This is a genomic window from Olleya sp. ITB9, from assembly GCF_001315805.1.
In the GTDB taxonomy this organism is placed as follows: Bacteria; Bacteroidota; Bacteroidia; order Flavobacteriales; family Flavobacteriaceae; genus Olleya; species Olleya sediminilitoris.
Map to the genome: position 1 here is coordinate 51157 of NZ_BCBW01000039.1, position 25658 is coordinate 76814.

28 protein-coding genes and 1 pseudogene are annotated in these 25658 nt (G+C 30.1%); 22 read left to right on the top strand and 7 right to left on the bottom strand.

Annotation, left to right across the window (positions count from 1 at the left end; all coding sequences use genetic code 11):
- The first annotated feature begins 99 nt into the window (after nt 1–99).
- The 19 genes and pseudogenes from ITB9_RS11425 to ITB9_RS11500 all read left to right on the top strand — a co-directional run bounded on the left by ITB9_RS11425 (nt 100) and on the right by ITB9_RS11500 (nt 10649).
- Nucleotides 100–444 (top strand): hypothetical protein, encoded by a 345-nt coding sequence (locus tag ITB9_RS11425; RefSeq protein ID WP_054852336.1) that lies wholly within the window; start codon nt 100–102, stop codon nt 442–444.
- 245 nt (nt 445–689) lie between these two features.
- On the top strand, nt 690–842 hold the full coding sequence (locus ITB9_RS15655; protein ID WP_187294269.1) for a hypothetical protein: 153 nt from the start codon (nt 690–692) through the stop codon (nt 840–842).
- Nucleotides 832–1026, top strand: a complete 195-nt coding sequence (locus ITB9_RS11430; RefSeq protein WP_054852337.1) for a hypothetical protein — start codon at nt 832–834, stop codon at nt 1024–1026. The genes ITB9_RS15655 and ITB9_RS11430 overlap by 11 nt, the downstream gene beginning before the upstream one ends.
- A gap of 37 nt (nt 1027–1063) precedes the next feature.
- Nucleotides 1064–1291: pseudogene (locus ITB9_RS15890) on the top strand (hypothetical protein); the annotation flags it as partial.
- Nucleotides 1292–1323: 32 nt separating this feature from the next.
- Nucleotides 1324–1722, top strand: coding sequence for a hypothetical protein (locus ITB9_RS11435; protein ID WP_054852338.1), 399 nt, complete (start codon nt 1324–1326; stop codon nt 1720–1722).
- 549 nt (nt 1723–2271) lie between these two features.
- The gene (locus ITB9_RS11440) at nt 2272–2703 is read left to right on the top strand and encodes a TIGR02594 family protein (protein WP_028288886.1); all 432 of its coding nucleotides are present in this window, start codon (nt 2272–2274) and stop codon (nt 2701–2703) included.
- Between the two features lie 14 nt (nt 2704–2717).
- Nucleotides 2718–3146, top strand: a complete 429-nt coding sequence (locus ITB9_RS11445; RefSeq protein WP_054852339.1) for a phage holin family protein — start codon at nt 2718–2720, stop codon at nt 3144–3146.
- Nucleotides 3147–3342: 196 nt separating this feature from the next.
- Complete coding sequence (locus ITB9_RS11450; RefSeq protein WP_054852340.1) at nt 3343–3945, top strand: hypothetical protein; 603 nt, start codon at nt 3343–3345, stop codon at nt 3943–3945.
- Nucleotides 3946–3966: 21 nt separating this feature from the next.
- Nucleotides 3967–6408, top strand: a complete 2442-nt coding sequence (locus ITB9_RS11455) for a phasin family protein (protein ID WP_054852341.1) — start codon at nt 3967–3969, stop codon at nt 6406–6408.
- Nucleotides 6401–6772 carry a hypothetical protein gene (locus tag ITB9_RS11460; RefSeq protein WP_028607243.1) on the top strand — a complete coding sequence of 124 codons (372 nt, stop codon included), beginning with the start codon at nt 6401–6403 and terminating at the stop codon, nt 6770–6772. Before ITB9_RS11455 ends, ITB9_RS11460 begins: the two co-directional genes overlap by 8 nt.
- A gap of 159 nt (nt 6773–6931) precedes the next feature.
- The gene (locus ITB9_RS11465; protein WP_187294270.1) at nt 6932–7117 is read left to right on the top strand and encodes a hypothetical protein; all 186 of its coding nucleotides are present in this window, start codon (nt 6932–6934) and stop codon (nt 7115–7117) included.
- Nucleotide 7118: 1 nt separating this feature from the next.
- Complete coding sequence (locus tag ITB9_RS11470; protein ID WP_054852343.1) at nt 7119–7511, top strand: hypothetical protein; 393 nt, start codon at nt 7119–7121, stop codon at nt 7509–7511.
- Nucleotides 7512–7813: 302 nt separating this feature from the next.
- The gene (locus tag ITB9_RS15495) at nt 7814–8107 is read left to right on the top strand and encodes a hypothetical protein (protein ID WP_148638447.1); all 294 of its coding nucleotides are present in this window, start codon (nt 7814–7816) and stop codon (nt 8105–8107) included.
- Between the two features lie 239 nt (nt 8108–8346).
- Nucleotides 8347–8646, top strand: a complete 300-nt coding sequence (locus ITB9_RS11480) for a hypothetical protein (RefSeq protein WP_054852345.1) — start codon at nt 8347–8349, stop codon at nt 8644–8646.
- A 275-nt stretch (nt 8647–8921) separates the two neighbouring features.
- Nucleotides 8922–9203 (top strand): PepSY domain-containing protein, encoded by a 282-nt coding sequence (locus ITB9_RS11485; RefSeq protein ID WP_054852346.1) that lies wholly within the window; start codon nt 8922–8924, stop codon nt 9201–9203.
- 155 nt (nt 9204–9358) lie between these two features.
- A complete protein-coding gene (locus ITB9_RS15500) occupies nt 9359–9598 on the top strand; it encodes a hypothetical protein (protein WP_148638450.1) in 240 nt (79 codons plus the stop codon).
- Nucleotides 9550–9930, top strand: a complete 381-nt coding sequence (locus ITB9_RS11490; protein WP_054852347.1) for a zincin-like metallopeptidase toxin domain-containing protein — start codon at nt 9550–9552, stop codon at nt 9928–9930. The genes ITB9_RS15500 and ITB9_RS11490 overlap by 49 nt, the downstream gene beginning before the upstream one ends.
- Nucleotides 9931–9932: 2 nt before the next feature.
- A complete protein-coding gene (locus ITB9_RS11495) occupies nt 9933–10208 on the top strand; it encodes a hypothetical protein (protein ID WP_054852348.1) in 276 nt (91 codons plus the stop codon).
- 102 nt (nt 10209–10310) lie between these two features.
- Nucleotides 10311–10649, top strand: a complete 339-nt coding sequence (locus tag ITB9_RS11500; protein WP_054852349.1) for a hypothetical protein — start codon at nt 10311–10313, stop codon at nt 10647–10649.
- Nucleotides 10650–10724: 75 nt separating this feature from the next.
- On the opposite strand, the gene ITB9_RS11505 is transcribed toward ITB9_RS11500, so the two are convergent.
- Nucleotides 10725–11228 carry a hypothetical protein gene (locus ITB9_RS11505; RefSeq protein ID WP_054852350.1) on the bottom strand — a complete coding sequence of 168 codons (504 nt, stop codon included), beginning with the start codon at nt 11226–11228 and terminating at the stop codon, nt 10725–10727.
- 134 nt (nt 11229–11362) lie between these two features.
- Here ITB9_RS11505 and ITB9_RS11510 point away from each other — a divergent pair, with 134 nt between their 5' ends.
- Entirely contained in the window at nt 11363–11662 is a 300-nt protein-coding gene (locus ITB9_RS11510; protein ID WP_054852351.1) for a hypothetical protein, read from the top strand.
- Nucleotides 11663–11737: 75 nt separating this feature from the next.
- Here the strand turns inward: ITB9_RS11510 and ITB9_RS11515 are convergent, their stop codons facing one another.
- The 5 genes from ITB9_RS11515 to ITB9_RS11535 all read right to left on the bottom strand — a co-directional run bounded on the left by ITB9_RS11515 (nt 11738) and on the right by ITB9_RS11535 (nt 19229).
- A complete protein-coding gene (locus ITB9_RS11515) occupies nt 11738–13561 on the bottom strand; it encodes a M1 family metallopeptidase (RefSeq protein ID WP_054852352.1) in 1824 nt (607 codons plus the stop codon).
- A 63-nt stretch (nt 13562–13624) separates the two neighbouring features.
- Nucleotides 13625–15241 (bottom strand): S8 family peptidase, encoded by a 1617-nt coding sequence (locus ITB9_RS11520; RefSeq protein ID WP_028288898.1) that lies wholly within the window; start codon nt 15239–15241, stop codon nt 13625–13627.
- A gap of 21 nt (nt 15242–15262) precedes the next feature.
- Entirely contained in the window at nt 15263–16123 is an 861-nt protein-coding gene (locus tag ITB9_RS11525) for an MBL fold metallo-hydrolase (RefSeq protein ID WP_054852353.1), read from the bottom strand.
- A 74-nt stretch (nt 16124–16197) separates the two neighbouring features.
- Complete coding sequence (locus ITB9_RS11530; RefSeq protein WP_054852354.1) at nt 16198–18384, bottom strand: SulP family inorganic anion transporter; 2187 nt, start codon at nt 18382–18384, stop codon at nt 16198–16200.
- Nucleotides 18381–19229 carry a universal stress protein gene (locus tag ITB9_RS11535; RefSeq protein ID WP_054852355.1) on the bottom strand — a complete coding sequence of 283 codons (849 nt, stop codon included), beginning with the start codon at nt 19227–19229 and terminating at the stop codon, nt 18381–18383. The genes ITB9_RS11530 and ITB9_RS11535 overlap by 4 nt, the downstream gene beginning before the upstream one ends.
- Nucleotides 19230–19398: 169 nt before the next feature.
- Between ITB9_RS11535 and ITB9_RS11540 the strand changes: the two genes are divergently transcribed.
- Complete coding sequence (locus ITB9_RS11540) at nt 19399–21243, top strand: sodium:proton antiporter (protein ID WP_054852356.1); 1845 nt, start codon at nt 19399–19401, stop codon at nt 21241–21243.
- Between the two features lie 54 nt (nt 21244–21297).
- Here ITB9_RS11540 and lepA read toward each other — a convergent pair whose 3' ends face one another.
- Nucleotides 21298–23094 carry a translation elongation factor 4 gene (gene lepA, locus ITB9_RS11545; RefSeq protein ID WP_028288903.1) on the bottom strand — a complete coding sequence of 599 codons (1797 nt, stop codon included), beginning with the start codon at nt 23092–23094 and terminating at the stop codon, nt 21298–21300.
- Nucleotides 23095–23252: 158 nt separating this feature from the next.
- Between lepA and ITB9_RS11550 the strand changes: the two genes are divergently transcribed.
- A complete protein-coding gene (locus ITB9_RS11550; RefSeq protein WP_054852357.1) occupies nt 23253–25652 on the top strand; it encodes a TonB-dependent receptor domain-containing protein in 2400 nt (799 codons plus the stop codon).
- Nucleotides 25653–25658 lie beyond the last annotated feature (6 nt).

Here is a 25658-nt window from a genome sequence, read left to right on the forward strand (position 1 = left end):
AGCGCCAACGAGGGAAACAAGTTCTGGATTTAAAATATTAATTGAAATCGATAAACATGGTAGCATAATGAATGCTTACCCTAAAATTTAAAAATAAAGATGAATTACAGTTTCAAAAGTAAGGAGGATTGGTTCTATATTAATTTACAAGAAGATAAATATAAAATTCTTGAAAATTTTACAAATTATGGATGGACAGCTTATAAGGTTCAAGAAATAATAGATGGCGTAGAAAAAGGTAAAACAAAACCTAAAGAATCAGCTTGTGAATGGGCAAACGAAGATGTATATGTAATTAGTAATGAGAATGGTTTGTTTTTAATAGATCTTATGGCTCAAAGAGCAGGAGAAACAGACCAAGATAAATTAGGTTTACAACTTACACATCAAGAGTTTATTCAATTTCTGCAACACTTTAAAAAGTTTATAGAACAAAATAGTTAATAAAAACTATTTAATATTAGCAAAGCTACAGAGTAATCTGTAGCTTTTGTTAGTTAGTATTTAGACGACCTAGTAGAGTGGTTAAAATCTAATCTACTAACAACCAAAGTGTTTTTAGATGACGCGTATCGTGGATATTATAGCGCAAGTATACGTAAACGTTTAGAAAAGCTTGGCATACGTCCCTCTAAGTTTGATGAGGCAACAGATACGCTCACTTTTTGTCCAATTAAAAGTGTTTAGGTATGTGTTTTAAAAATCAATTAAAAGGAAAACATAAAACTGGAGACGTTATGGTAAGTGACGTTGCAGTTGTAAAAAACTTAACAGAAAAACAGTATGCTAAGTTTTTAGAAGAAGCAACAGAGGAAGCCACTAAAAAAAGGCATGACTCTTGAGAAGTATTTAGCAGAATTAACTAAAACAAGAACAAAACCGAGTAAAAGACCAAACCTTAACGCAAAACCAATTGGCTCAAGAACTAAAATTTCTAAAAAAGCAGATATTCAAACAAAGACATCATTAGAAATAGAAAATGAAACAGCAGATATTCTTGCTAAAAATGGTTTTATAGTAGAGTAAAACCCTAATATTATAGGGACAACAAAAAAAACCAGATTACCTAATTGAAGGTAAGGTCTTTAACTGTTATGCTCCATTTGAGAGGAATAAGAAAGCAAGAGGTATATGGTCACAAGTAGAAGATAAAATCCTTAAAGAACAAACTAAAAGAGTAATAATAAACCTTAAAAACTGGAAAGGAGATGTTTCTATACTAAAAAAGCAATTTACTGATTGGAATATTAAAGGTTTAGAAGAGGTAATATATATTACAAAAGAAGGATAAATAAATTATTTAACATTAAAATAAATAAGACTATGGCATTAACATATAGATTAAAATTTACTAGAAAATTAGATGAAAAACCAGAACTCAAAGAACTAATAGAGAAAAATGATAATAAATCTTTTTTAATTTCTAAATTATATTCATCAACTCGAGGATATATTGAGAGTCATTTTGATAAAACATTAATTATTAAAGAACTCGGTAGCTCCTCTATCATTTCATTTGATGTAACAGATAAAGAAGTGGATCCAATAGCGTTTCGTAAATCTTTAATAGATGTGGTTCATAAAATTACCACTGAAATATATCCAGAAGAAGATTATTTCTTTGAATTTAATGGAGATATTATTCACGAAATTAGAGAGAATGGAGAAGTTAAGCTAAATGGACATTCTAGTTTTTACAATGATTTAGCTTCTCTAAGTTAGCGAATACCTGTGACGAGTGACGGTAAAGATTAGCAAAACTAAAAAAGCTGCAATTTAATTATTGTAGCTTTTTGTGTTTTAGACTTATGGCTAGAAAAAACAAGCTTAGTAATAAAAATTGACAATTTTGGTTCTATGCTTAAAATTCGATCGCGCTGATTTACAATCTGTGATCACAAAAGTAAGTAATAAAAATAGCATCATAAACGATGCTTTTTTTAATAAAACAAATTACAAAATTTAATATATTTATTTTGCAAAATGTTTGTATATATTTTGTAAAATGATTATATTTGTATTCGCTTTTCTAACAACGTTTACCGTTTGTTACATTCAATTCGTGTTAAGTAGAAACCCATAAACCTAGATTAATCCTATTCAGGTTAAGAATTTATAAACTAAAGTAATCTTTGGTAAGGGGTTTGGTCTGCTTAAAATAATAATTCACACATATGTGTGGTTTTTATCAAATACAAGCTTTGTATTAATTTTAAAAGCTTCTGTTTGATAGTACAATTTTCATTATTAACTTTTTTAAATTTTATAGTTATGAGCTTAATAAATAAAGCACTGTCAGAGTATGGTGTAAAAGAAGTGATAGGTGCAAAAGACAACCAACGTATTATAAAATACTTTGATCAAATAGGTTTTAATGGCTCAAAACTTAAAGACGAAACTGCTTGGTGTAGTGCGTTTGCAAATTGGGTAGCTAAAACATCAGGTTTTGAGTGTTCTGGCAAATTAAATGCTAGAAGCTGGTTAACTGTTGGGACCTCAACCAATCAACCAAGTGTTGGAGATATTGTGGTATTGTGGAGAGAAAACCCAAAAAGCTGGAAAGGTCACGTTGGGTTTTTTATTAAACAAACCAAGTCTTATGTATATATCCTTGGAGGTAATCAAAGCAATTCGGTTTGTATAAAAGCCTATCCTAAAAGTCGTGTGTTAGACTATAAAAAACTCAAACAAAATAGTAATTAAACACATAAAAAAACATGGACAAAATTGTCAAATATACATTTTGGTTATTGACCTTATTGTCTCCTGTAAATGGTGTCATGGTAACCATGGTATTTTTAATTGTGGTCGATTTTATTACAGGATCTTACGCCTCAATAAAAAATCATATACCTATTAGAAGTTCTAGAGTTGGTCATACCGTTTCAAAGTTTTTTATTTACAACTTGGTGATATTAGCAGCATTCTTTTTAGAAAAACACATCGTAAACGAAGTACCTTTTTTAAAGATTATTGCAGGTTTTATAGCCATAGCCGAAATAAAATCCATTTTAGAAAATTTTAATAAAATCTACGGTGTTAACCCTTTTAAAGCACTTATCAACTTAATTAAGCTTACAGCCTTAAAAGAAACCATAGAGACTCTTACAGAGGACAAAAACGCTTCTAAAGAAGCAAAGAAATAACCTTAATTAGTTCCTTTTAAAAAAGGAATCACACATTTATTTAAAAGCCTAAGTCCTTCCTGTGTAATAACAGGAAGCAGGCTTTTTATATTTTAAAAATTAAAATAACACATCAATTTTTTGATTATGTCATGCTGAGCGCAGTCGAAGCATCTCTAACCAATTTTTTTTAATTGATAACAAAACACACAAAACAATGATAAATTTTTCAATAAAGACAGAACGCTTGTTATTGCTAATCATACTAGCATTAGTCGTTAGTAATTTATTTTTAAAACAATGCAGTAGTTTTAAAACACCAGATCAACCAACTGTAACCATTACAAAAGATACCATTTGGCAAACTAAAGTCGATACATTTAAAGTCCAAACCGTAAAGTATAAAACCGTTTATGTTAATAAAGAAGACACGTCTCAAATACTAGAAAACCTAACAGAAACAGAAGATGCGTCACTATTTAACCAAGCCAAAGTCTATCAAGACACACTAAGTAATGACGATATTGACATTTACAGCTACAACCTATTGGATGGTAGTCTGTTGGATAGTCAACTCTCATACAAGCTAAAAGTACCAAGACAAATTACGGTAACCAAAACCATAGAATACCCAAAAACCTTTAGAAGTGGTTTATATGCATTTACAGAAGTTGGCGGAAACACACAACAATTAAGCAATCTAAGCTTAGGCTTACAATACAACCGTAAAGGCAAATGGTTTGCAAGCTACAGATTAAACCTAAACCAATTACAAAGCCCAACACATAATGTTGGTGTTGGTGTTAGGGTTTTTAAATGAATTTAATAAAACAAGATAATTATGAATACAACAATATTAGAAAATCATAGAGGAATGACCAATGTGCATCCTTTAGCATCGTTTCCTTTTAGAAGTAGGCCTCAACAAGATTTAAAACCCATATATTTTCCTGGAGGCGAAACTAAAAAAATAGAAGATGTTATTGTAACAACAGATGTTGGTACAGACCCAAATAGAATCCAGCATATAGCTTCTGTCAAAGCTTTTTTTGACAAAAACAAAGATGATAAATTTAGCCCTTTTGATGACGTATTTGGATATAATATAGAATTATACTTTAGTAAAGATGCTATAAAATTAGAGAAAGCATTTAAAGAAGTTGAAGCAGATGAAAAAGGAATGATCTTTTTTATCGAAGATAATACAGACGATATAAGTGCTCAATTTTGTAAAATTAAAATAGGAAGAAGAGTCAAGGATAATCTTACAGATATCTCACAGCTTTATAATAGTAAATCGGTGTATGAGTATATAAATTCCTTTGTAGCTATTGATAGAGAGCTTTTCCAAGAGTTAATCATACACGGTAAATTAGAAAATGTCACATTAGAAGCGGTTGAGTTTTTATTTACCGCAGGAAACTATTTTAATCCATTAGCTATTAGTAAGCCTATAGTTGAAGGATTAGGTACTATTTGTCATCATATAAGCAGTTTTATTGACAAAGGAAGATTAGACGATTATAGATGGAATCCAAATGCAAAAAAAATAAAAGAAGACGGTACAGAAGATACAGAGCATAAATTTGAACCCTTTCTATTTCCTTTTATTGAAGGTTATTTAGACCAGATGGATGATTCTAAAATTAATGAATACACTATACAATCCTTTAAAGAGTTTAAAAGCGGATTTTTAGAGTATGATACATCCATACGTAGTTATATTAAAAAAACAGACTTTGGAAAACTTTTAGAAACAAACATTCCTATACCAATAGGTGTTTTTAGTTCTGTAACAGTACCTGTAGAGATTGATATTATTCCAGACAGTGCAGAAGCTTTTTTATATAGTAAATACATTCAAGTTAGTGATGCCATAATAAATAAGCTAAACGATTTAGAAACGTTTGATTTTACAGACTTAATCAAAAAAGGAATTCGTGTGGCAAATGCCTTTTTATGTGGTATTTGGAATGGTTTGATAGATGCAGTTTCAGGTATTTTTCAACTATTTGAGATGGTCTTTAAAGGTGTTGTTGCTATGGTAGATTTTACAGACAATTTTAGCACACAGTTCCCTATATTGATGGAGTATGTTGATAATACAATAGATGCCATTAAAAACATAGACTTTAACCTGCTCTATAGCCATTTTAGAACTAAAATTAAAGACGCTACACAATCCTTTGAAACTATTGCGTATTTTAGTGGAGCGTTCATTGGTTTTATGGTTGGATTTGTTGTAGAGATTGTAGGTGGTCTATTAATTTCTGGAGGTACTTTAAGTGTTGCTTCGGTTTTAGAAAAATTAGCAAGTCTATTTACTAGTGTATTAAAAGGCATTGCCAAAGCAGGTAAAAAAGTATTTGATTTTAGTAAAAAATTAGTTATAAATACTTTTAAAGGGTTTAGAAAATTATTAGATCAGCTTATAGACTTTTTACGTAAAGGCACTAAAGGCTTTAAGGAGATGATTGATAAGCTTTTTGACGATGTCAAAAAATCTTTATCAGTTGACCCAAAAAACAAACTTATTGATAAGTTTATTAATAGTCTTGAAGATTTAAAAAATCTCCTCAAAGAGAATAATATAAGCAATAAATATTCTAACAGATCATTAGAAATTTTATTAGCTGAAGCAAGAAAATTAGATATAAGTAATGCTGAATTATTAGGTTTTATTAAAGTCGGTAATATTAAAAACATATCTTTTTCTCAGCTAAAAAAGCAAATGAATAACTATGTTAATATTGTTAAAAAAAGAGGTTATCCTTTTAAATTTAGAAGCCTAAGAGAGTTTAAAAAATTTAGTAAAGATCTTTTAGATGAGTTAAACAAAATAGGGATACCTATAGATAATGTTAGAGTGCAAGGTTCTGCATTAAGAAAGAAGTTAGCAGACGATGTAGATTTAGCTGTTTTTGTTGATGATAATGTATTTAATAATTATCTTAAAAATGCTTTTAAAGGTAAAGTGAAGTTAGATGGTAAGGTTGTTGATGTGTCAATTATGTCTAATAAAAATTTACTAAAATTGGCTGAGGATATTGTAAACAATAGAAAATCATATAATGGGAAAGCAGATACTTTTAGAAAAATGTTTATTGACAAAAAAATTAGTTCAAAAAAAACAAATAATATAAATGTTGTAAATAATTTTAGAGAAATAAGAATTAATATAGCAAATAAATATAAACACTTAAACATAGAAGACATCTCAATTCAAACAAAACAAGGAAAATTAAATTTAAAACCAGACTTAAAACTTAACAGCTATGAATAGTATATTTATTAACGGAAGTATAGAAATAACAAATAAAGAATTTTATAAAATACTTTTAAGTATTGATGAATTAGATAATTCAAAATTAGAATTAAAAGAACGTGATTTTGGTTATGAAATAGGATATGAAGATGAACATATTTATATATATATTCATGGTAATGAACTCGAAAAAAAAGGAGAAACCCTGATTTTTGATTGTGAATATAAAAAAGAAATAGATAATGCCCATCTTTTTATAAACTCTATTAAAGACCTGTTACAAAATCAAGGGATACCTTATTATTCTTTTGAATATGCAGAAGGAGACGGAAAAGGCAACGATATTGGAGAGGAGTTTGAAATTAAATTTCCAGAAGATTAATTTTAAAATAGAAAATACCAAAAGCTACAATTTAATTATTGTGGCTTTTGTATTTTAGAGAAGTATTTAACTAAATTACGTATTGTTGTGTGCACTCGTCACAGACAAGCGCCAGCAAAGGGAGAATTATTTTCTGAAAATATTAAACGCTACAAAAGGGTGTCAAAGAAATTCGAAAACGAATTAAAAAAAAGGAAAATAAGTTCTTTTTCTTTTGACCAAATAGAAGGGAATACTTTTGATTTTTTAAAATATCAATCATTTAAAAACAGAAAACCTATACAAATATCAATTATTAAACAAGGAAGTGATATAGACACTCCTCCATATTTAAAACTTAAATAAAATGAATAAAGAAATATTAGAAACAATTGTTAATTATACTGTAGATGATATAAATAATTCTGTAGTTGTAAATAATGTATTAGAGGACAAAAATTTAAATCATAAAAAATTAAAATTTTCAATAAATCAAGAGGATATTATTCTTGAAACAGGTACTAAAGGAGTTGGATTATTTTATGATCAAGATAATAATTTTCAATTTAAAATTGAAAATTATTATGATAATAAAAATTTGGAAATAAAAACAATAGAATATAATTTAAATAACGAAATAAAAAGAGTTATCAAGTATGAAAACTATTCTAACGGAGAGGCTAAATGGATTAGGTCATATGACAAAGATGAAAACCTTTTAAGCGAAGACTTTTACGAAGAAGATTTTTGGTCTGAATAATAAAACTTCAAAAACCCGATCGCTCGGATTTGCAATCACCTGCTAGCGCTCGTCTGTGACGAGTGACGTTAAAGATTGGAAAATACCAAAAGCTACAATTTAATTATTGTGGCTTTTGTATTTTACAAAAGTATTTAACTAAATTACATATTGTTGTGTGCACTCGTCGCAAACGAGCGCCAGCAAAGGGGAAAATTAAATTTAAAACCAGATTTAAAAATAAAATAATTATGAAAAAAAGATATTTAATAGGAGGTTATATAGAAATAGAATATCAAGCATTTATTTCTTTAATGAAAAACATGTTGACCGCATCAAAAGTAAGAGATAGATATGCTGCTGATGTAGAAAAAGTTATACATTATGAAGATGAAAAACTTGATATATATATATATGAAGATGGTCATAAAGGTTTTCTGTTTGACGCTGAATTAAAAGGCGCTCTTGAAGAAGCCCAAGACTTTATTAACCTTTTCACAGAGAAATTAAGAAATGATAACTTAGTACATCAATTCGAGTGGTATGAGGTTGATGAAAACGATAATCAAATAGGAGAAGAATTTGAAGTTAAATTCCCTGAGAATAGCTCAAACTAATGCTAGTCAGTGACTAGAAGGTAAAAATTAGTAGAACAAACAAAAGCTACAATTTAATTATTGTAGCTTTTGTATTTTAGAGAAGTATTTAACTAAATTACGTATTGTTGTGTGCACTCGTCACAGACGAGCGCCAGCAAAGGAATTACTTCTTTTACAGAACAGAAAATTTAAAGTTACAAATTATAAAGAGGTTAATGGAGATCACTTTTTTGAATTAATAGAAAAATAAAAATATTATGAAATCAGATTTTGAAAAATTTACAGAAGAAAGACAAATAAGATTTAATGCTTTTTGGACAGAAGAATATCCAAAATTAAGTCGAGAAGAAAAAGTAAAATATTGGTTAGCTAGTACTCATAAAGGTATGCGTACACAAGGAGAAGCCTTTAATGACGAATATTCTGAGTTCTCAAAAGGATGGTATGAGCATGCCATAAGTGTAGAATCAGATTTTGAGGAGATATTTAAAGAGGCAATTAGTAATATTGGCTTTGAGTTTGATTGGAAAGAGTATAGTAAACGAATCCAAAGCTAGCACTTGTCTGTGACGAGTGACGTTAAAGATTGGAAAATAACAAAAGCTACAATTTAATTATTGTGGCTTTTGTATTTTATAAAAGTATTTGGTTAGATTAATTACCGTTGTGTGTACACGTCACAGACTAGCGCCAGCAAATGGCTAGAGAATACATGAATACAATATATTATTGGAATGGAAATTCAACTATAGTAGATTTTGATTTTGATATTTCAAAAATCACCAACAAGAAGCAAGAAATAAATATAGATAAAATATTAAATTTAAAATAAATGATAACAAAAGAGAAAGCAATTAAAATTGCAAAGGAATATCTTAAGAAAAAGAAAAGAAGATTTTTTAAATTAGATACAGAGATTGAAAAGGTTAGATATGTTGAAAATAATGACATTGGAACAGATGAAAAAGGTAATAGTATTATAAAAAATACACTTACTGTTTGTTATGAAGTAGAGTCTATGGACATTATATTGTATTGTATAATTATTGATGCAGATACTGGAGAGATTATAAAAACACTAGGTCCACATGGCTCTGTAGAAGATAGAGAGTAATTAGTTTTTAAAAAGCTACTGTAACAAGTAGCTTTTTTTATGCTGTATATTTAGCAAAAGGTATTTTAAAATACGGAAAGCAAGTACAAACCCAACTTAAAAACAGTGATGATGTAGTTAAAAATATTGACGAGCTAATTGAGGAGAGTAAAAAAGTGGTTGGAGAAATTTCTGAATTAGGTTTTGTTTCGGGCAGAGGTAGAAGGTTGGGACAAAGATTAACTAAATCTAATTTAAATGAAATAGAAAAATTTCTTAAAACACATAAGGTTGATTTTGAGATACATCCTATTAAAGGAGCAGAAGAGATTAGCGGTTTTTTCTTAATGGAGGAAAGCCTGCAAAAATGCCTGAAGGTGCAGCTGCAATATTTATTACTGATGGTAAAAAGATAAAAATTGTTTTAAGGCAAGAAGCTACAGTATATAAATTTTTATATGAATTTATGTATTTCAGGCACTCTAAAACGATAGGCTTACAAAATTATTATGATTTGGGAGGATATAGAACACCAGGTGAAGTAATAAAAGAAAAATGGGTTTTTGATAAATTAATTGAATATAAAGAATACTTAACAAAAGATGAGTTAATTCATGCAATTGATTATCTAAATGATAAGCCATTTGATAGACATGGAATAAATCCAATAAATTTTGATTTTGACATCAATAAAATACCTAGTATTAGAAAAGAAATAAAAATAAAAGAATTATTAAATAAAAAATAATAATGAAAACTAAAGAAGAGATAAAAAAAATAGCAGAAGAGTATATTATTAATAATAAAATAGAATACTCTTCATTAACAGAAAACATAGATGAGATGAGATTAATTGAGAAAAAAGAAATTCGTTTTGGCAAAAGAGAAGGTCAAGTATTAGATGTTTATATTTATAGTTATGCTCAATTATGGGGAATAGAAGAAAGAGGGTTTGGCTTATATATAGATGCTATATCAGGCGAACCGCTATATATTATTGCACCTCATGGATATTTAGATATTTAACCCTTTGATTAAAAGCTACTGTAACAAGTAGCTTTTTTTTATACTATATATTTAACAAAAGGTATTTTAAAATACGAGTCACAAGTTAAAAATCAGAAAATTATGTATACTATAGAACAAGCAAAAAGCAAAGTAAACGAATATATTGAGTTTTTAAACCTAATGTATAACGAAACATTTCCAGATATTGAATTTGATGTCAAAATTATAGAAAATCAAACTAAAGAATATGATTTTGGATGGGTTTTCTTTTATCAATCTTTAAATGAAGAAAGCAGACTTGGTGGTAATGGTCCTTTAATCATTGAGAAAGATAGTTTAGATATTTACGAAATGATGACAGCTATAAGTGTTGAAGAAAACATTAAATTATATTTAGAAGATAAAAACAAATTAGGGTTATTAAAAAAACCTGATTCTGGTATTTGGGATTCTGATTAATTTATAAAAAAAAAGCTACAATTTAATTATTGTAGCTTTTAAATTTTAAGTAATAGTTTCTGTAGTCAAAAACCACTAAAACAAATACAATAAACGCTCTTGGCTATCAGGTAAACCAATAATATTATTGGCGTAATCGTTTTGATATACTAATTCTCCTTTCTTAATATAACCTTCGGCTTTAGGCATACAAGAAGCCCAAGCACCTGATGGTTTACAGTCTTCTAAATTTAGTTTTACAATCGTATGATTTTCAACTGTTATTACAGCAGAAGTATAACTTTTAGCTTTTTCTAAAGCTGTTTTAATAGTTTCTTTGTTTAAGTTTATTATAGCTTTCGCAGAATTTTTAGCAGTCTTTTGAAATGTTTCAATTGGGTTAGCAGAGTTATCGTTTTCTAAACTTTTTACATTTGAAAGAAATGCAATTGATGAGTTATTAGTAACAGTCTTTGATTTAACTTTCGTGTTTGTTATTTCTGTTTTTGTATCGGTTTCAACCGAAGTTTCGGTAGTTTTATTTTCGTCTTTACAACTAAATGTAATTAGTAGCAATAAAAGTATTGTAAATGATTTCATTAATTTGGTTTTTAGTTAAGTTATTCAAATATAAAGGTTTATTATTTAGATGTATTATAGATAATTTTTAGATATGAATTATTCATTTTTTTTTATAGATTTGAACCTAATAATAAACTTAATCAACAATTTAAATGAAAAAATTATTAGTATTATCTGTAGCCTCTTTATTTTTAACTACAAGTTGTGGGACAATGGGTGTAGTATCAACTCCATCTGAGTACAAAACAGCAGGAAAAGAAGTAAGTGTAGTAAAAAAAGGTGTTAACATTTTTGGATTAACTCCAATGGATGTTCAAAAAGAATCAGGTAATGCTTTATCAGAATTAAATGGTAAATGTTCTAATGGAGTAACCAACATCAGAACAACAGTATCAGGTAAAGCATTTATCGTTGGGTTTGAAAAATTAGAAATTTCAGGAAACTGTAATTAATTTTTTAATTATTCGTTAGATAAAAAAAAGCTACAACTTAAGTTGTAGCTTTTTTTATTTCAATTTAAAATAACACTAGTTTAAAGTATTATTAGTTTTATCTACATCTGCCATTAATTGATTTGGATCTATAGTAATAGACTTAATCATGTTTTTTGCTTTACTAATACTAAAACTGTAGGTTGGCATTGCCCAAGCCCAATCGTTTAATACTTTAGTTGTTGTTGCTACTGGTTTTTCGCCACGCATCATTTGTAATGGTATGTAAAATTGCTCTTTTGTTCCGTCTGTATATTCTACTTCAATATCTAAAGGCATTGGCATTAAACCTTTACGCTCTAAATTAACGGTTGTAATGCTATTGTTTTCTTCAGTTGAAGCTACAGCATAGTCAATGGTGTTTGTAGTCTGTGTCCAGTCTGTTAAGTACCAGTTTAGCTCTAATCCAGAAACTTTTTCGGCAGTACGAATAATATCAATCGGTCTTGGGTGTTTAAATGCAAAGTCATCAAAATATTTTTTAAGTGTTTGCTTTAAATTTTCTTTACCAATAACATACCCTAACTGAGATAAAAACACAGACCCTTTATTGTAAGCTGTAATCCCATAAGCCATGTTAGTATCATAACGATCTGCATGTGTTGTTTGTGGCTTTTCTTTACCAGATTTTACTAAATAATAATACCCATTATAAGCTCCAGCTGCTGGATTTTTTAAGTTAGTATTATTAATAGCATCTACTGCATAGTCACTAATATAGCTAGTAAAACCTTCGTCCATCCACTCATGTTTAGCCTCATTAGTGGCTAATAAAAACTGAAACCAAGTATGTGCTAACTCATGTGCAGTAACACCAACTAAGCTTCCAAATTTACGTTTACCTGTAATTAAAGTACACATAGCATACTCCATACCACCATCTCCACCTTGTATTACCGAATATTGATCATATGGATATTTACCAATATTTTCAGAAAAATACTGCATTAATTGTACAGTTTTTGGTTGTAAGTCTTTCCAAAATTGTAAGTTTTCTGCAGGTAAATCTTTTTTGTAATAAAAGTTAAGCATTGGTCCATTTGGGACTTGCATAGTATCATGGATATAGTCAGGATCTGCAGCCCAAGTAAAGTCATGTACTTTTGGAGCTTTAAAACGTAATGTTTTTTTGTTTCCTTTTACTTCTGCTTCACCTTGTTGGTATCCAGTACCACCAACTACATAATTTTTGTCTATGGTTAAGTTAACCTCAAAATCTCCCCAAACACCATGAAACTCACGTCCAATGTATGGGTGAGCATGCCATCCTTCAAAATCATATTCTGCTAATTTAGGATACCATTGCGTCATAGATAATGCAACACCTTCTGCATTATCACGACCAGAACGTCTTATTTGTTTTGGTACTTGTGCATCAAAATCCATTGTAAAAGTTACACTTTGACCAGGTTGGATTGGTTTAGCTAAAGCGACCTCTAAAACAGTTCCAACAGTTTCATGATTTATAGTCTTACCATCCTGTTTTAAACTATTTACTTTAATATATCCAATCTCGTTTGGAGCTAGTTTACTAATACGATCTCCAACACGTCTGTCTGGATCTGCAATGGTACGAGAACGTACATCCATCTCACTACCTGGTTGAAAGGCATTAAAATATAAATGGTAGTATACACGATCCAGAACATCAGGCGAGTTGTTGGTATAAACCAAAGTTTGTTTTCCTTTGTATTGATAGGTGTTAACATCCATATCAATATCCATTTTATAATCTACATGTTGTTGCCAGTATGTAGACTGTGTTTTAGTTTCATTTGCTGTAGTTGCAGTAATTGTTTTGGTGGACTTACAACCAGTAAGTATACCAAAAGCTGTAACTAAAAGAAGTAGTTTTTTCATTATAGTTTAAATTGAAATAAAAAAGCCTCAAGAGGTCTTGAGGCTTTTAAAATTAATAGTGTGTTATTTAGAAATTTGTGAAGCCATAACTAATGCGTTATAGGCATTTACAATTTTTTCTGATTTACTTAAGTTTCCAAATGGTTGTACGTTTTTAGCATCACCACCAACAATTACTTGAGAGTGTACTGCTAATCCAGAGTCTAATATAATTTGTTTTACCTGTGAAGCTTTAAGTTTTGGGTACTGAGACCAAACTAATGCAGCCACACCAGCTACAGCAGGAGATGCCATACTAGTTCCTCCCATTGCTTTATATTCGTTTTCTGGAGTGGTAGAGTATACTTCAGATCCAGGAGCAAATACATCTACATTTTTCTTTCCGTAGTTAGAAAAACCAGAGACTAATTTAGTACCATAACTTGGTGCTAAAGATCCAACTCTAATATAAGTGTTTGATACTTCAACAAAGTTGACGTTATCATCAGGGAAATTAGCTTCAACATCTACATTCTCGCTAGAGTTACCAGCTGCATGTACAAATATTACACCTTTATCACTTGCATATTTAATAGCGTCTCTTACCCATTCTGGATGCATAGAAAAGCTTTTACCAAAACTACCATTAATAACTTTAGCTCCATTGTCTACAGCATATCTAATTGCTTTAGCAATATCTTTATCATACTCGTCACCATTAGGTACAGCACGAATAGCCATGATTTTCACATTGTTAGCTACACCATTTGCACCTAAACCATTGTTACGTTCTGCAGCAATAATACCAGCTACGTGTGTCCCATGACTTTCAGATTTTTTTGTTGGCATAACATTGTTATTTCCATAACCAGGCTTGTCATTAAAATCATCTGGATTATCTCCAGTTGTACGACCTTTAAACTCTTTATTAAGATTTGCGTTTAATTGATCAGCATAATATTCTACACCACCTTTAACTTGCTCTTCTGCTTCAGTTATAGATGTTATTCCGTTACCATACATAAATTTTGCAGTAGCTACTGCAGTAGCTAATTCTGAACCTTCAGTAGGTGTTAAAGCATTAACTTCTTCTGGAGTATAATCTGCTTTTTTAAAGTGAGCAGTTAATACTTTATTTGCACTACTAACTTGAGCATATATTTGGTCGTAACGTTGTTTACCACTTAAGGCTTGTTGGTAGTCTTCTTCTAATTTAGCATTAGCTTCAGCGTATCTTGGGATACTAGTATCTAAGGTTGCAGCAATACGCGTCATTTCTAATTGCTCATCATAAGCATCACCTAAAAAGTTCCAACCATGGATATCATCTATGTATCCATTTTTGTCATCATCTATTCCGTTTCCAGCAATTTCTTTAGGGTTAGTCCAAATCACACCATCTAAATCTTCGTGTGTGATGTCTATTCCAGAATCTATGACTGCAACAATAATTTGCTGTCCTTTTTTACCTTTAATAATTTCGGCGTAAGCCTTATCAACACTCATACCAGGAATAGTATCTTTAACTAGGTCTAAGTGTCCCCAATTATGTGCTTCAGCTTCGGTTAATGGTGATTCTTTAATTGGTGTGTTGTCTATATTCTCAATAGGTGTTGATAATATTGGTGCACCACCACCACAGCTAGATAGTACTATACTAGCAAAAGCTGATAATAAAATTGGCTTATAGGTAATCTTCATTATTAAAATTTGTTTGAGTTGTTAATTAAAAATATCATTACAGGTATAGGTGTCTTTAAGTCTAACGCCTTTTTCTGTATGTTGCACAGTGATAATCTCGTGATGTGCATCGTGTTCCAAAAATAAGTAATAATTGTTATCTGCTGCTAGATTCAAGAATTTTTCTTTTTCGTCTAACGTCAGTAATGGTCTTGTATCATAACCCATTACAAAGGGTAATGGTAAATGTCCAACGGTTGGTAATAAATCTGCCATAAAGCAAATGGTTTTACCTTTATAATTAATCATAGGTATCATTTGCTTATCTGTATGTCCATTGGCATAAAAGATGTCGAAACCTAATGCTGAATTTTTTAATATATCATTATCAGGAATATCTGTAAACTTTAATCGTCCACTTTGTTCCATTGGAAGTATGTTTTCTTCTAAAAACGAAGCGACTTCACGTCTATTAGGTTCTGTTGCCCATTTCCAATGGTCTTTATTGCTCCAAAAATGTGCGTTTTTAAAAGCGGATTCTAATTTTGTACGATCTTTATTGTAATTAAAAGCACCACCACTGTGGTCAAAATGAAGATGTGTCATAAAAACATCTGTGACATCATTAGTTGAAAATCCAGCTGTGTTTAGTGATTTTTCAAGTGTATCGTCTCCATATAAATTGTAATAGCCGTAAAATTTTTCGCTTTGTTTAGTACCCATTCCTGTGTCAATCAATGTCAGACGGTTGCCATCTTCTATTAGTAAACAGCGTGCTGCAATGTCTATCATATTATTAGCATCTGCAGGATTAGTTCTGGTCCATAAAGATTTTGGTACAACACCAAACATGGCTCCTCCATCTAGTTTAAAATGACCAGCTTGTATTGGGTATAATTTCATGATGAATATTTAGTTAAAAAACACGACGCAAATTACTAAATATACAATAGAATTGAGGTAATATTAAGTTTTTATTAAGAAACGACTTCTTTTAACCTTTTTCCAAAATCATAAAGTGCTTTTAGCTCTTTAATACTTGCTAATCTTTGACGACCAAAAACTAATAAATCATGACCATTTGACTCAATATGATAATACGGATTGCTTTCAAAAAAGTGAGTAATTTCATCTGTAAAAAAGTGTTGGATAGCTTTGGTATCCTCTCCTAAAAGATAAAAACGATTAGAAAAGTCGGAATGGTTTTTAATAGGAATATCTTTAAAACCTGCAAAAGCATATATTTTTTCTAGAAAACCTTCTCTGTCTAGAGTAAATTCTGGAATATTTTTATTTAATTTAATATGAAGCATAGTACTACGTACGACTTCTTTAGCAATAAATTCACCTTCAGAAAATTCGATATCAAATACGTTTAAAGATTGCTCTTGATTACTAAGTTGGTTGTAAATATGATTGATTTTTTTGGTTCTGAAAAACAGGAAATTATCTAAAAATAAAGTTTGCTTTTCTTTTTGAGATTTGTAGTTTAGGTTAAAACTTACAGAGAGTTCTTCAATAGTTTTTTGACGTCTTGTTAAGCTGTTTTTAATGACATTTGGTACAGGAAGTAAACGACGTAAAGCAAATGGATGCTTAGAGTCTGTATCGTGTAAATCAAGTCCTAATACTTCAAAGTTACCACCACGTTTACTAAATAAATCTTGATAATTATTTAGGTTTTCCATAACGGTATGATCTACAAATTGGCATAACGAAAAATCTACAATAACATCTTCGTTTTCTGGAATGGCATTTAGCTTATCTTTTAATTTATAGTAGTTTAAAAAGCTACAAAAATGTTTTACACTAATGTAATAATGATCATCTTCTTGAAACATTAAAACACTTGGTTTTAACCAATTTCTAGCAAATAAAGACACACTTTTATTTAATACAACATGAATAACAAAAGTGACTAATACACCACATAAAATACCTGAAATTAATCCTATTTTTAAGGTAACTAAAAGGGTTACAAAAAATATTATAAGTTGCTCTTTACCTATTCTAAATATTTTTCTGATATTTTCTGGTGATGCTAATTTGTAACCTGTAAATACCAAGATAGCCATTAAAGCAGGTAATGGTATACGTGTCAATTGTGTGCTAAATAGGACTATAAAAATGACTAAAAACAAAGCGTGAAAAAAGTTTGAAGACCTATTTGTACCTCCATTATTAACGTTTACAGAGCTTCGTGCAATTACTGTAACCACATTAAGACCTCCTAAAAAACCGCTTCCTATAGTGGCTAAGCCTAAAGCTTTTAAGTCTCGGTTTACATTACTTCTTCTTTTTTCTGGATCTAATTTATCTACTGCTTTAATGCTAAGTAAAGACTCTATACTCGCTATTAATGTTAATGCTAAAACACTTGACCAAAACGAGAAGCTACCAATTTTGCCAAAGTTAACCGTTGGTATTTGTGAGATGATCTCTGAAAACTGAGGGATACCAGAAATCATATAATTACTAGCTATTGGATTAGCTTCGTGCGCAACAAGCTCAAAATAATAACTAAATGTAATGGATAAAATAACAATCCACATTGGAGCAGGTATAAGCTGTAGATATTTGTTTCTTATTTTGGAGTAAAATATCATTATCAAAAAACTAATAAAACCTGCTAAGGCAGCAAAAATTAGTCCTGTGTTTTCATAATGAATTGCATCGTTAAGGGTAAATGGAATTTCAAAAAGATAATCCATTGTATCTTCACGTTTTATCCTATGGGCTAACATAATATGAAATTGCTTTCCTAAAATTATCAATCCAATAGCAGCTAACATACCTTGAATAGCAGAAGATGGAAAGAAATCTGCTAGTTTTCCTAATCTTAAAAAACCTAAGATAGATAACAATATACCAGAGCATATTATTGCTGCATACGCGCTTTCTAATCCTAAAGTTGCTATGGTAACTAATAAAACGCCAACTAATCCATTACCTGGTCCAGCAATAGTTACATGGCTACCACCTAAAATAGAAACCGTAACACCACCAATTACTGCAGCAATAACACCAGCAATTGGTGGTGCATCACTAGCCATAGCTAATCCTAAACCTAAGGGTAAAGCAATAAGACTAACCACAAAACCAGAAAAAATATTTTTTGGTAATGCATTTAAAAAAGTCTTTATGTTATTTTGTTTTGGGCTCATTGAATAATTAGGACGTCTGTTGGAAGTTCGGTTAAAATATGTTCTATATCATGCGGAAATAATCGGTCCCAAAAGGTCATTTTTGTTGGTGCATTCATGACTAATAAATCTGCTCTAGAGATTTGTGCATAATGACCAATAGAGTAGCCTTGAGTCCCAAATATTGGCTGAGATTTTACGGTAATATTTGAGGTGTATTCTTGCGGTAAATCTTCAATAATATGATTAACCCTAGAGTTTTCACGTTGTCTAAGACGTTGTTTGATAATGTTAGCATGTCTTAAAGATTTATCATCGTCTACTTTTACAGCAATTTCGTTTTGTTTAATTTCTTCAACAATAGTTAATTTTTCTGCATTAAGTTTTGAACCAACATAAAAAGCAGTCTCAATGGTTTGTTGTGTTTTTGGATCTTCAATACCATTAACCACAATATGTCTACAAGGCAATCTTTCAATTGATGGATTAATTAACAGCAGTAAACTACATTTTGCTTGTCTCGAGATTTTTCTAGCAATGGACCCAACGTAATATTTTACTAGTTTTTCGCGTTTTGCAGCGCCAATAATTAGAAGGTCTATATTTTTTTCTGCGGAAGCATTTAAAATAACATTAACAGGATTACCAGATTTAAATATGACTTGATAATCTAAATTTTCGGGTTTAAAAAAATCAAGAATAGTATTAATTTTTTTTATTTTATCTTCTGACTTTGAGCCTACATGTATTAAAACTAGCTTAGCATTAAAAAATAAAGACAATCGTGCTGCTTCATAAAGATTTGCTTTTAGGTTTGGTGAAAAAGCTATACCAAGACCAATAGTTTTAAAAGGTGTAAATGACACTTGTGTAATTAAAGTTATTAATGATAAAGCGGTAAGATACTATTTTTTTAGCTTAAAAAAATAAGCTAACATGAGCTGTGGTAGGTAAAAACTAACTTTTTACTCTAAATTTGACTTAAATTATAGATGAAGAATTAAAGAATTAGTATTTTCACAAAAACGAAATTGAATGATAGAGTTAGGAGGAATAATTATTTTAGGGATTTTAGCCCAATGGGTTGCTTGGAAATTTAAGATTCCTGCAATTTTACCTTTAATTTTAATTGGATTATTAGTTGGTCCAATTGCTGCCGAATTTTTAAGCGAAGATGGTACTAAATGGATTGAACCAATTTGGAATGGAGAAGAAGGTCTGTTTCCTGGTGAAAGTTTATTTTACTTTGTGTCCTTAGCCATTAGTATTATTTTATTTGAAGGTGGATTGACACTTAAAATGAGCGAAATTAAAAATGTTGGACCAGTAATTACTAAGCTAATATCTTTAGGCTCATTGGTTACCTTTTTTGGAGCTGGAGCTGCTGCATATTATATTTTTGGGCTGTCTTGGGAGATTTCGTATTTGTTTTCTGGTCTTATTATTGTTACAGGTCCAACGGTAATTACTCCTATTTTAAGAAACATTCCGTTAAAAAAAGACATCTCTGCAGTATTAAAATGGGAAGGTATTTTAATAGATCCAATAGGTGCTTTAGTTGCAGTATTGGTTTTTGAGTTTATTAGTGTTGATGCAGGAGGAGAGTTTACTAAAACCGCTTTAATCGAGTTTGGTAAAATTGTATTGTTTGGAGCTACTTTTGGATTTACTTTTGCACACGCTTTAAACTTTATAATTAATAAAAAATGGGTGCCACATTACCTATTAAATGTGTTTGCTTTAGCAGCTGTTTTAGGTGTTTTTGTCTTGTCTGATGTATTTGCACATGAGTCTGGATTACTGGCAGTTGTAGTTATGGGAATGGTTTTAGGTAACTCTAACTCTCCTTACTTAAAAGACCTTTTATACTTTAAAGAATCTTTAAGTGTTTTATTAATTTCTATACTATTTATTTTACTAGCTGCTAATATTAATTATAGTGAGTTACTTTTAATTTATAATTGGAAAACAGCTGCATTATTTGCTGTTATAGTTTTTATAGTTAGACCTGTAGGTGTGTTTTTAAGTACACATGGTTCTAAATTAAAATTAAACGAAAAACTTTTTATTAGTTGGGTTGGTCCACGTGGTATAGTCGCTGCAGGTATTGCTTCTTTATTTGGTTTAAAATTGGCTAGCAAAGGGGTTTATGGTGCAGAATATATTACACCTTTAGTATTTGTAATTGTACTTGGTACAGTACTTTTAAACGCAACAACAGCAAGACTTTTTGCTAAATTGGTTGGTGTGTTTTTAACACAGTCTAACGGAATTTTAATTGTTGGAGCATCAAAAGTATCACGTTTAATTGGTCATTATTTAGAGTCTCATGGTAGACATGTTGTATTAATAGATAGTAATCAAAATAATATTAATAAAGCGAAGGAGCTTGGTTTAGAGGCTATTAATACTAATATTTATTCAGAAACATTAACTGATAATATAGAGCTTAACGATGTTGGTTATTTAATGGCTTTAACAGGAAATAACGATATTAATAAATACGCTATTAATAAATTTAGTAAGCAATTTGGAGAAAATGGTGCTTTTAGGTTAGTATCTACCGAAGAAATGCTAGATGACAACAACAATCCACATGAAGGATTATTTTCTCATACGGATGACTTTAATACATTAACAGAAGTAACTAGAAATTTTCCTAGTATACAAGAAATTGAAATTATTGATAAAGATCATTTAAAAGATCTTATTGGCACCACTCAAAAGGATAAAGACATTATACCATTATTTATTAAAGATGATGAAGGACAACTGCATATAATATCATCTTACAATACAGAGATTGAAGAGGCTAAAGAAGGGTATTACCTAGTCTATCTAGGAAAACCTCTAGATGTCGAAAAAGTAGATACAGTATAAAACAAAAAAACTCATTTTAAAATGAAGGTTTTTTTATATGTAGTAATTATTAATTTAATCGTTTAGCTTTAAAACAGCCATAAACGCTTGCTGAGGTATCTCTACATTACCTACTTGACGCATACGTTTTTTACCTTTTTTCTGTTTTTCTAATAATTTACGCTTACGCGAAATATCTCCACCATAACATTTTGCAGTTACATCTTTACGTAATGCTTTTACGGTTTCTCTTGCTATAATCTTGGCTCCAATTGCTGCTTGAATAGGAATGTCAAACTGTTGACGTGGAATTAATTCTTTTAGCTTTTCACACATTTTTTTACCAATATTATGCGCATTATCTGCATGAATTAAAGCTGATAAGGCATCTACTGGTTGTGCATTTAATAAGACGTCTAAACGGACTAGTTTAGATACTTTCATACCTATTGGATGGTAGTCAAAAGAAGCGTATCCTTTTGATACTGTTTTTAATCTGTCATAAAAATCAAAAACTATTTCTGCTAAAGGCATTTCGAAGGTTAATTCTACTCGCTCTGTGGTTAAATAGGTTTGATTCATGATCATACCACGTTTTTCTATACATAAGCTCATAACATTACCAACAAAGTCCGCTTTAGTAATAATGGTTGCTTTAATAAAAGGTTCTTCAACACGGTTTACTGTTGAAGGATCTGGTAAATCACTTGGGTTGTTAACAATAAAAGCATCGTCTGGATTTTTATTGGTAAATGCGTGATACGATACGTTAGGTACAGTAGTAATTACAGTCATATCAAACTCACGTTCTAAACGTTCTTGAATGATTTCCATGTGTAACATTCCTAAAAATCCACATCTAAAACCAAAACCTAATGCAGCAGAGCTTTCTGGTTGAAAAACTAAAGAGGCGTCATTAAGTTGCAGTTTTTCCATACTGTTTCTTAACTCTTCATAATCTTCAGTATCAACTGGATAAATACCAGCAAATACCATTGGTTTTACGTCCTCAAAACCTTCGACAATATTAGTCGTTGGGTTTTCAAAGTCAGTAATAGTATCTCCAACTTTAACTTCTTTTGCAGTCTTAATACCTGTAATTAAGTATCCTACATCACCAGTTTTAACGGTTTGTTTTGCTATTTGAGTAAGTTTAAGTGTACCAACTTCGTCTGCATTATAATCTCTTCCTGTGGCAACAAATTTAATTTTTTGTCCTTTTTTAATTTCACCATTAAAGACTCTAAAATACGTTTCAATACCTCTAAATGTATTGTAAACCGAATCAAATATTAAAGCTTGTAATGGTGCTTCAGGATCTCCTTTTGGTGCAGGAATACGCTCAATAATGGCTTGTAATATATCTTCTGCTCCAAAACCAGTTTTACCACTAGCATGAATAACTTCAGAGGGATCACAACCTAATAAATCTACGATATCATCTGTAACTTCTTCAGGATTTGCACTAGGTAAATCTACTTTGTTAAGTACAGGAATAATTTCTAAATCATTTTCTAAAGCTAAGTAAAGATTAGAAATGGTTTGTGCTTGTATACTTTGTGCAGCATCAACAATTAGTAATGCACCTTCACAGGCAGCAATAGATCTTGATACTTCATAAGAAAAATCTACGTGACCTGGTGTGTCAATTAGGTTTAAAACATACTCTTCACCTTCGTATATGTAATCCATTTGAATAGCGTGCGATTTAATGGTTATACCACGTTCGCGCTCTAAATCCATATTATCTAAAAGCTGGTTTTGTTTTTCTCTAGCAGTTACTGATCCTGTTGTATCCAATAAACGGTCGGCTAATGTGCTTTTTCCGTGATCAATATGTGCAATAATGCAAAAATTTCTGATGTTCTTCATAGTCAAATCTCCTTATAAATTAAGGATGTTGCAAATATAAAGTAATTATTGAGCTTTTTTTGATTTTTCTTATTAATACAAAGAGACTTAAATTTATGGTTTTTACCACAGTTATATAAGTTTTGCTATTATTATCTTGCGCTTTTAACTTATTTATAATGAATCGCTTTAATTTTTTGCTTTTTTTATGCATTTCTGTAACTGGCTTTGCACAGGATTTAACCATTTCTGGACAAGTTGTAGATAGCAATAATACACCAATAGCTTACGCAAATGCTATACTTTATAATGCAGATGCTTCTGAAATTATTTCAGGTTCAAGTACTGATGATGCTGGGCAATATAATATTACTTCATTACAATCAGGAAGTTATACTTTAAAGGTGTCTTATGTAGGATGTGATAGTAAAAGTCAGAATATAATATTAGATTCTAGTCAGTCTGTTGCTACAATAATATTAAGTCCATCAACTGAAACTTTAGAAGAAGTAACTGTTAACGTTAAAAAACCAACTTTTACTAAACAAGTTGATCGGTTAGTATTTAATGTGGAAAATACAGCCTTAATTGAAGGTACAGTACTTGATGTACTAAAAAGTACACCAGGAGTTTTAGTTATGAATGATGATATAATGGTTAAAAACACCAATCCAACAATTTATATTAACGACCGAAAGGTAAATTTATCTGCATCTGAGTTGTCAACGTTATTAGATAACTCATCTGCAAACTCTATTCAAAAAGTTGAAGTTATTACAAATCCACCAGCAAAATATGATGCTTCAAGCGGAGTAGTTTTAAAAATTATTATGGGTAAAAACCTAATTATGGGTTACAGAGGTGTAGTTAATACAAGTTATACGCAAGGTGTTTTTCCTAGATATACAGGTGGTTTAAGTCAGTTTTATAAAACTAATAAATTAAATATTAATTTAAATTATAATTATAAACACAGTAAAGTTAATAGAAACAATATAGAAGAAATTACTTATCAAAATAACGATATTATTTCTCAGTTTTGGAAAACAGATTTAAACAGAAATACAACTTCAAAAACGCACAATGCTAATTTAAATTTCGATTATTTTATTGATGATGATAATACATTAAGCTTGACTTCAAATGTATTGTATTTACCGTATTTTGATTACAATACAAAGGGTAACACTGTTGTAAACGATTTGCAAGGTTCAGACAATTATAATTTTAGATCCCATAATTCATCTCAAGATGATAAGTATAATATAGGTACAGATTTAGATTATAAGCTAAAGTTTACTGACCAGTCTAAACTTTCAATTAACGCGCATTATACAACGTATGATTACCAAAGAAATCAACATGTAAATTCGGATTACTACTTTCAAGATCCAACATCAGATTTTAGTACAGGATTTAAAACATTAAATAATCAAACTACCGAAATTTTATCGTCTAAACTAGATTATGATTTAGCATTAGATGATAGTGCTAATTTAGCAATGGGTATTAAAATGTCTAATATTAAAACCTATAGTGATATTACGCAGTTTGATATTGATCAAACCACTGGAAACCAAACTTTAAATACAGCTAATACAAATGCTTTTGATTATGACGAATCCGTTTTTGCAGGTTATATTAGTTACGACAAAAGTTGGGATAAATGGAGTGTTTCTGGTGGATTAAGGTTAGAGCAAACTAATATTGAAGGGTTTTCTCCGGAAACAAATACCACAAATATCCAAGATTATTTAGAATGGTTTCCTAAATTTAATATTAGTTGGGAAGCTTTTGATAAAGCTAGTTTACATGCTAGTTTTAGTAGATTTATTCAAAGACCAAAATACACCAATCTTAACCCATTTAATTTCTTTTTAAACGATAATACTATAGTAACCGGTAATCCTGATTTACGACCTTCATTTACAACTTATTCAACCATTGGAACTACTATAAATAATAGTTTTACAATAGAAGCATATTATAAAACCATTTCTAATCAAATTGTAGAGTTACCTATCCAAGATAATGCAGCTAACCTGTTTGTGTTTTCTCCAACCAACATTAAAAGTATTAACGAGTATGGTCTTGATTTTTTAGCAGATTTATACATATCTAATAAATATTCAGTTTATTTTTTAAACAGTATTTATAATCACGATTTGGATATAAATTATAATAATCAAACCTATAATTTTAATCAATGGATTAACTACTCAGAGCTAAGTAGTAGCTTTAGTATGCTAAAAGATAATAGTTTATCCGTTAATTTGTCTCTTGCATATTCTACTAAATTTTTACAAGGAACAGTTTTTGGTGACTCGTTTTTATTTTCAAACTTATCTTTAAGTAAAAAGGTTTTAAATAATAAAGGATCGGTAAGTTTAATGTTTTCGGATATACCAAATCTACAAGATATTGGGTCAAGAAGTAGATTTGCAAATCAAAATAACTACGTATTTCATGATTTAGATACAAGATACGTAAAACTAGGATTTAGCTATAAGTTTGGTAACACCACATTACAAACTAATCAAAATACTAAAAGCCATACAGAGCGTAACCGCTTAAAATAGCAAAAG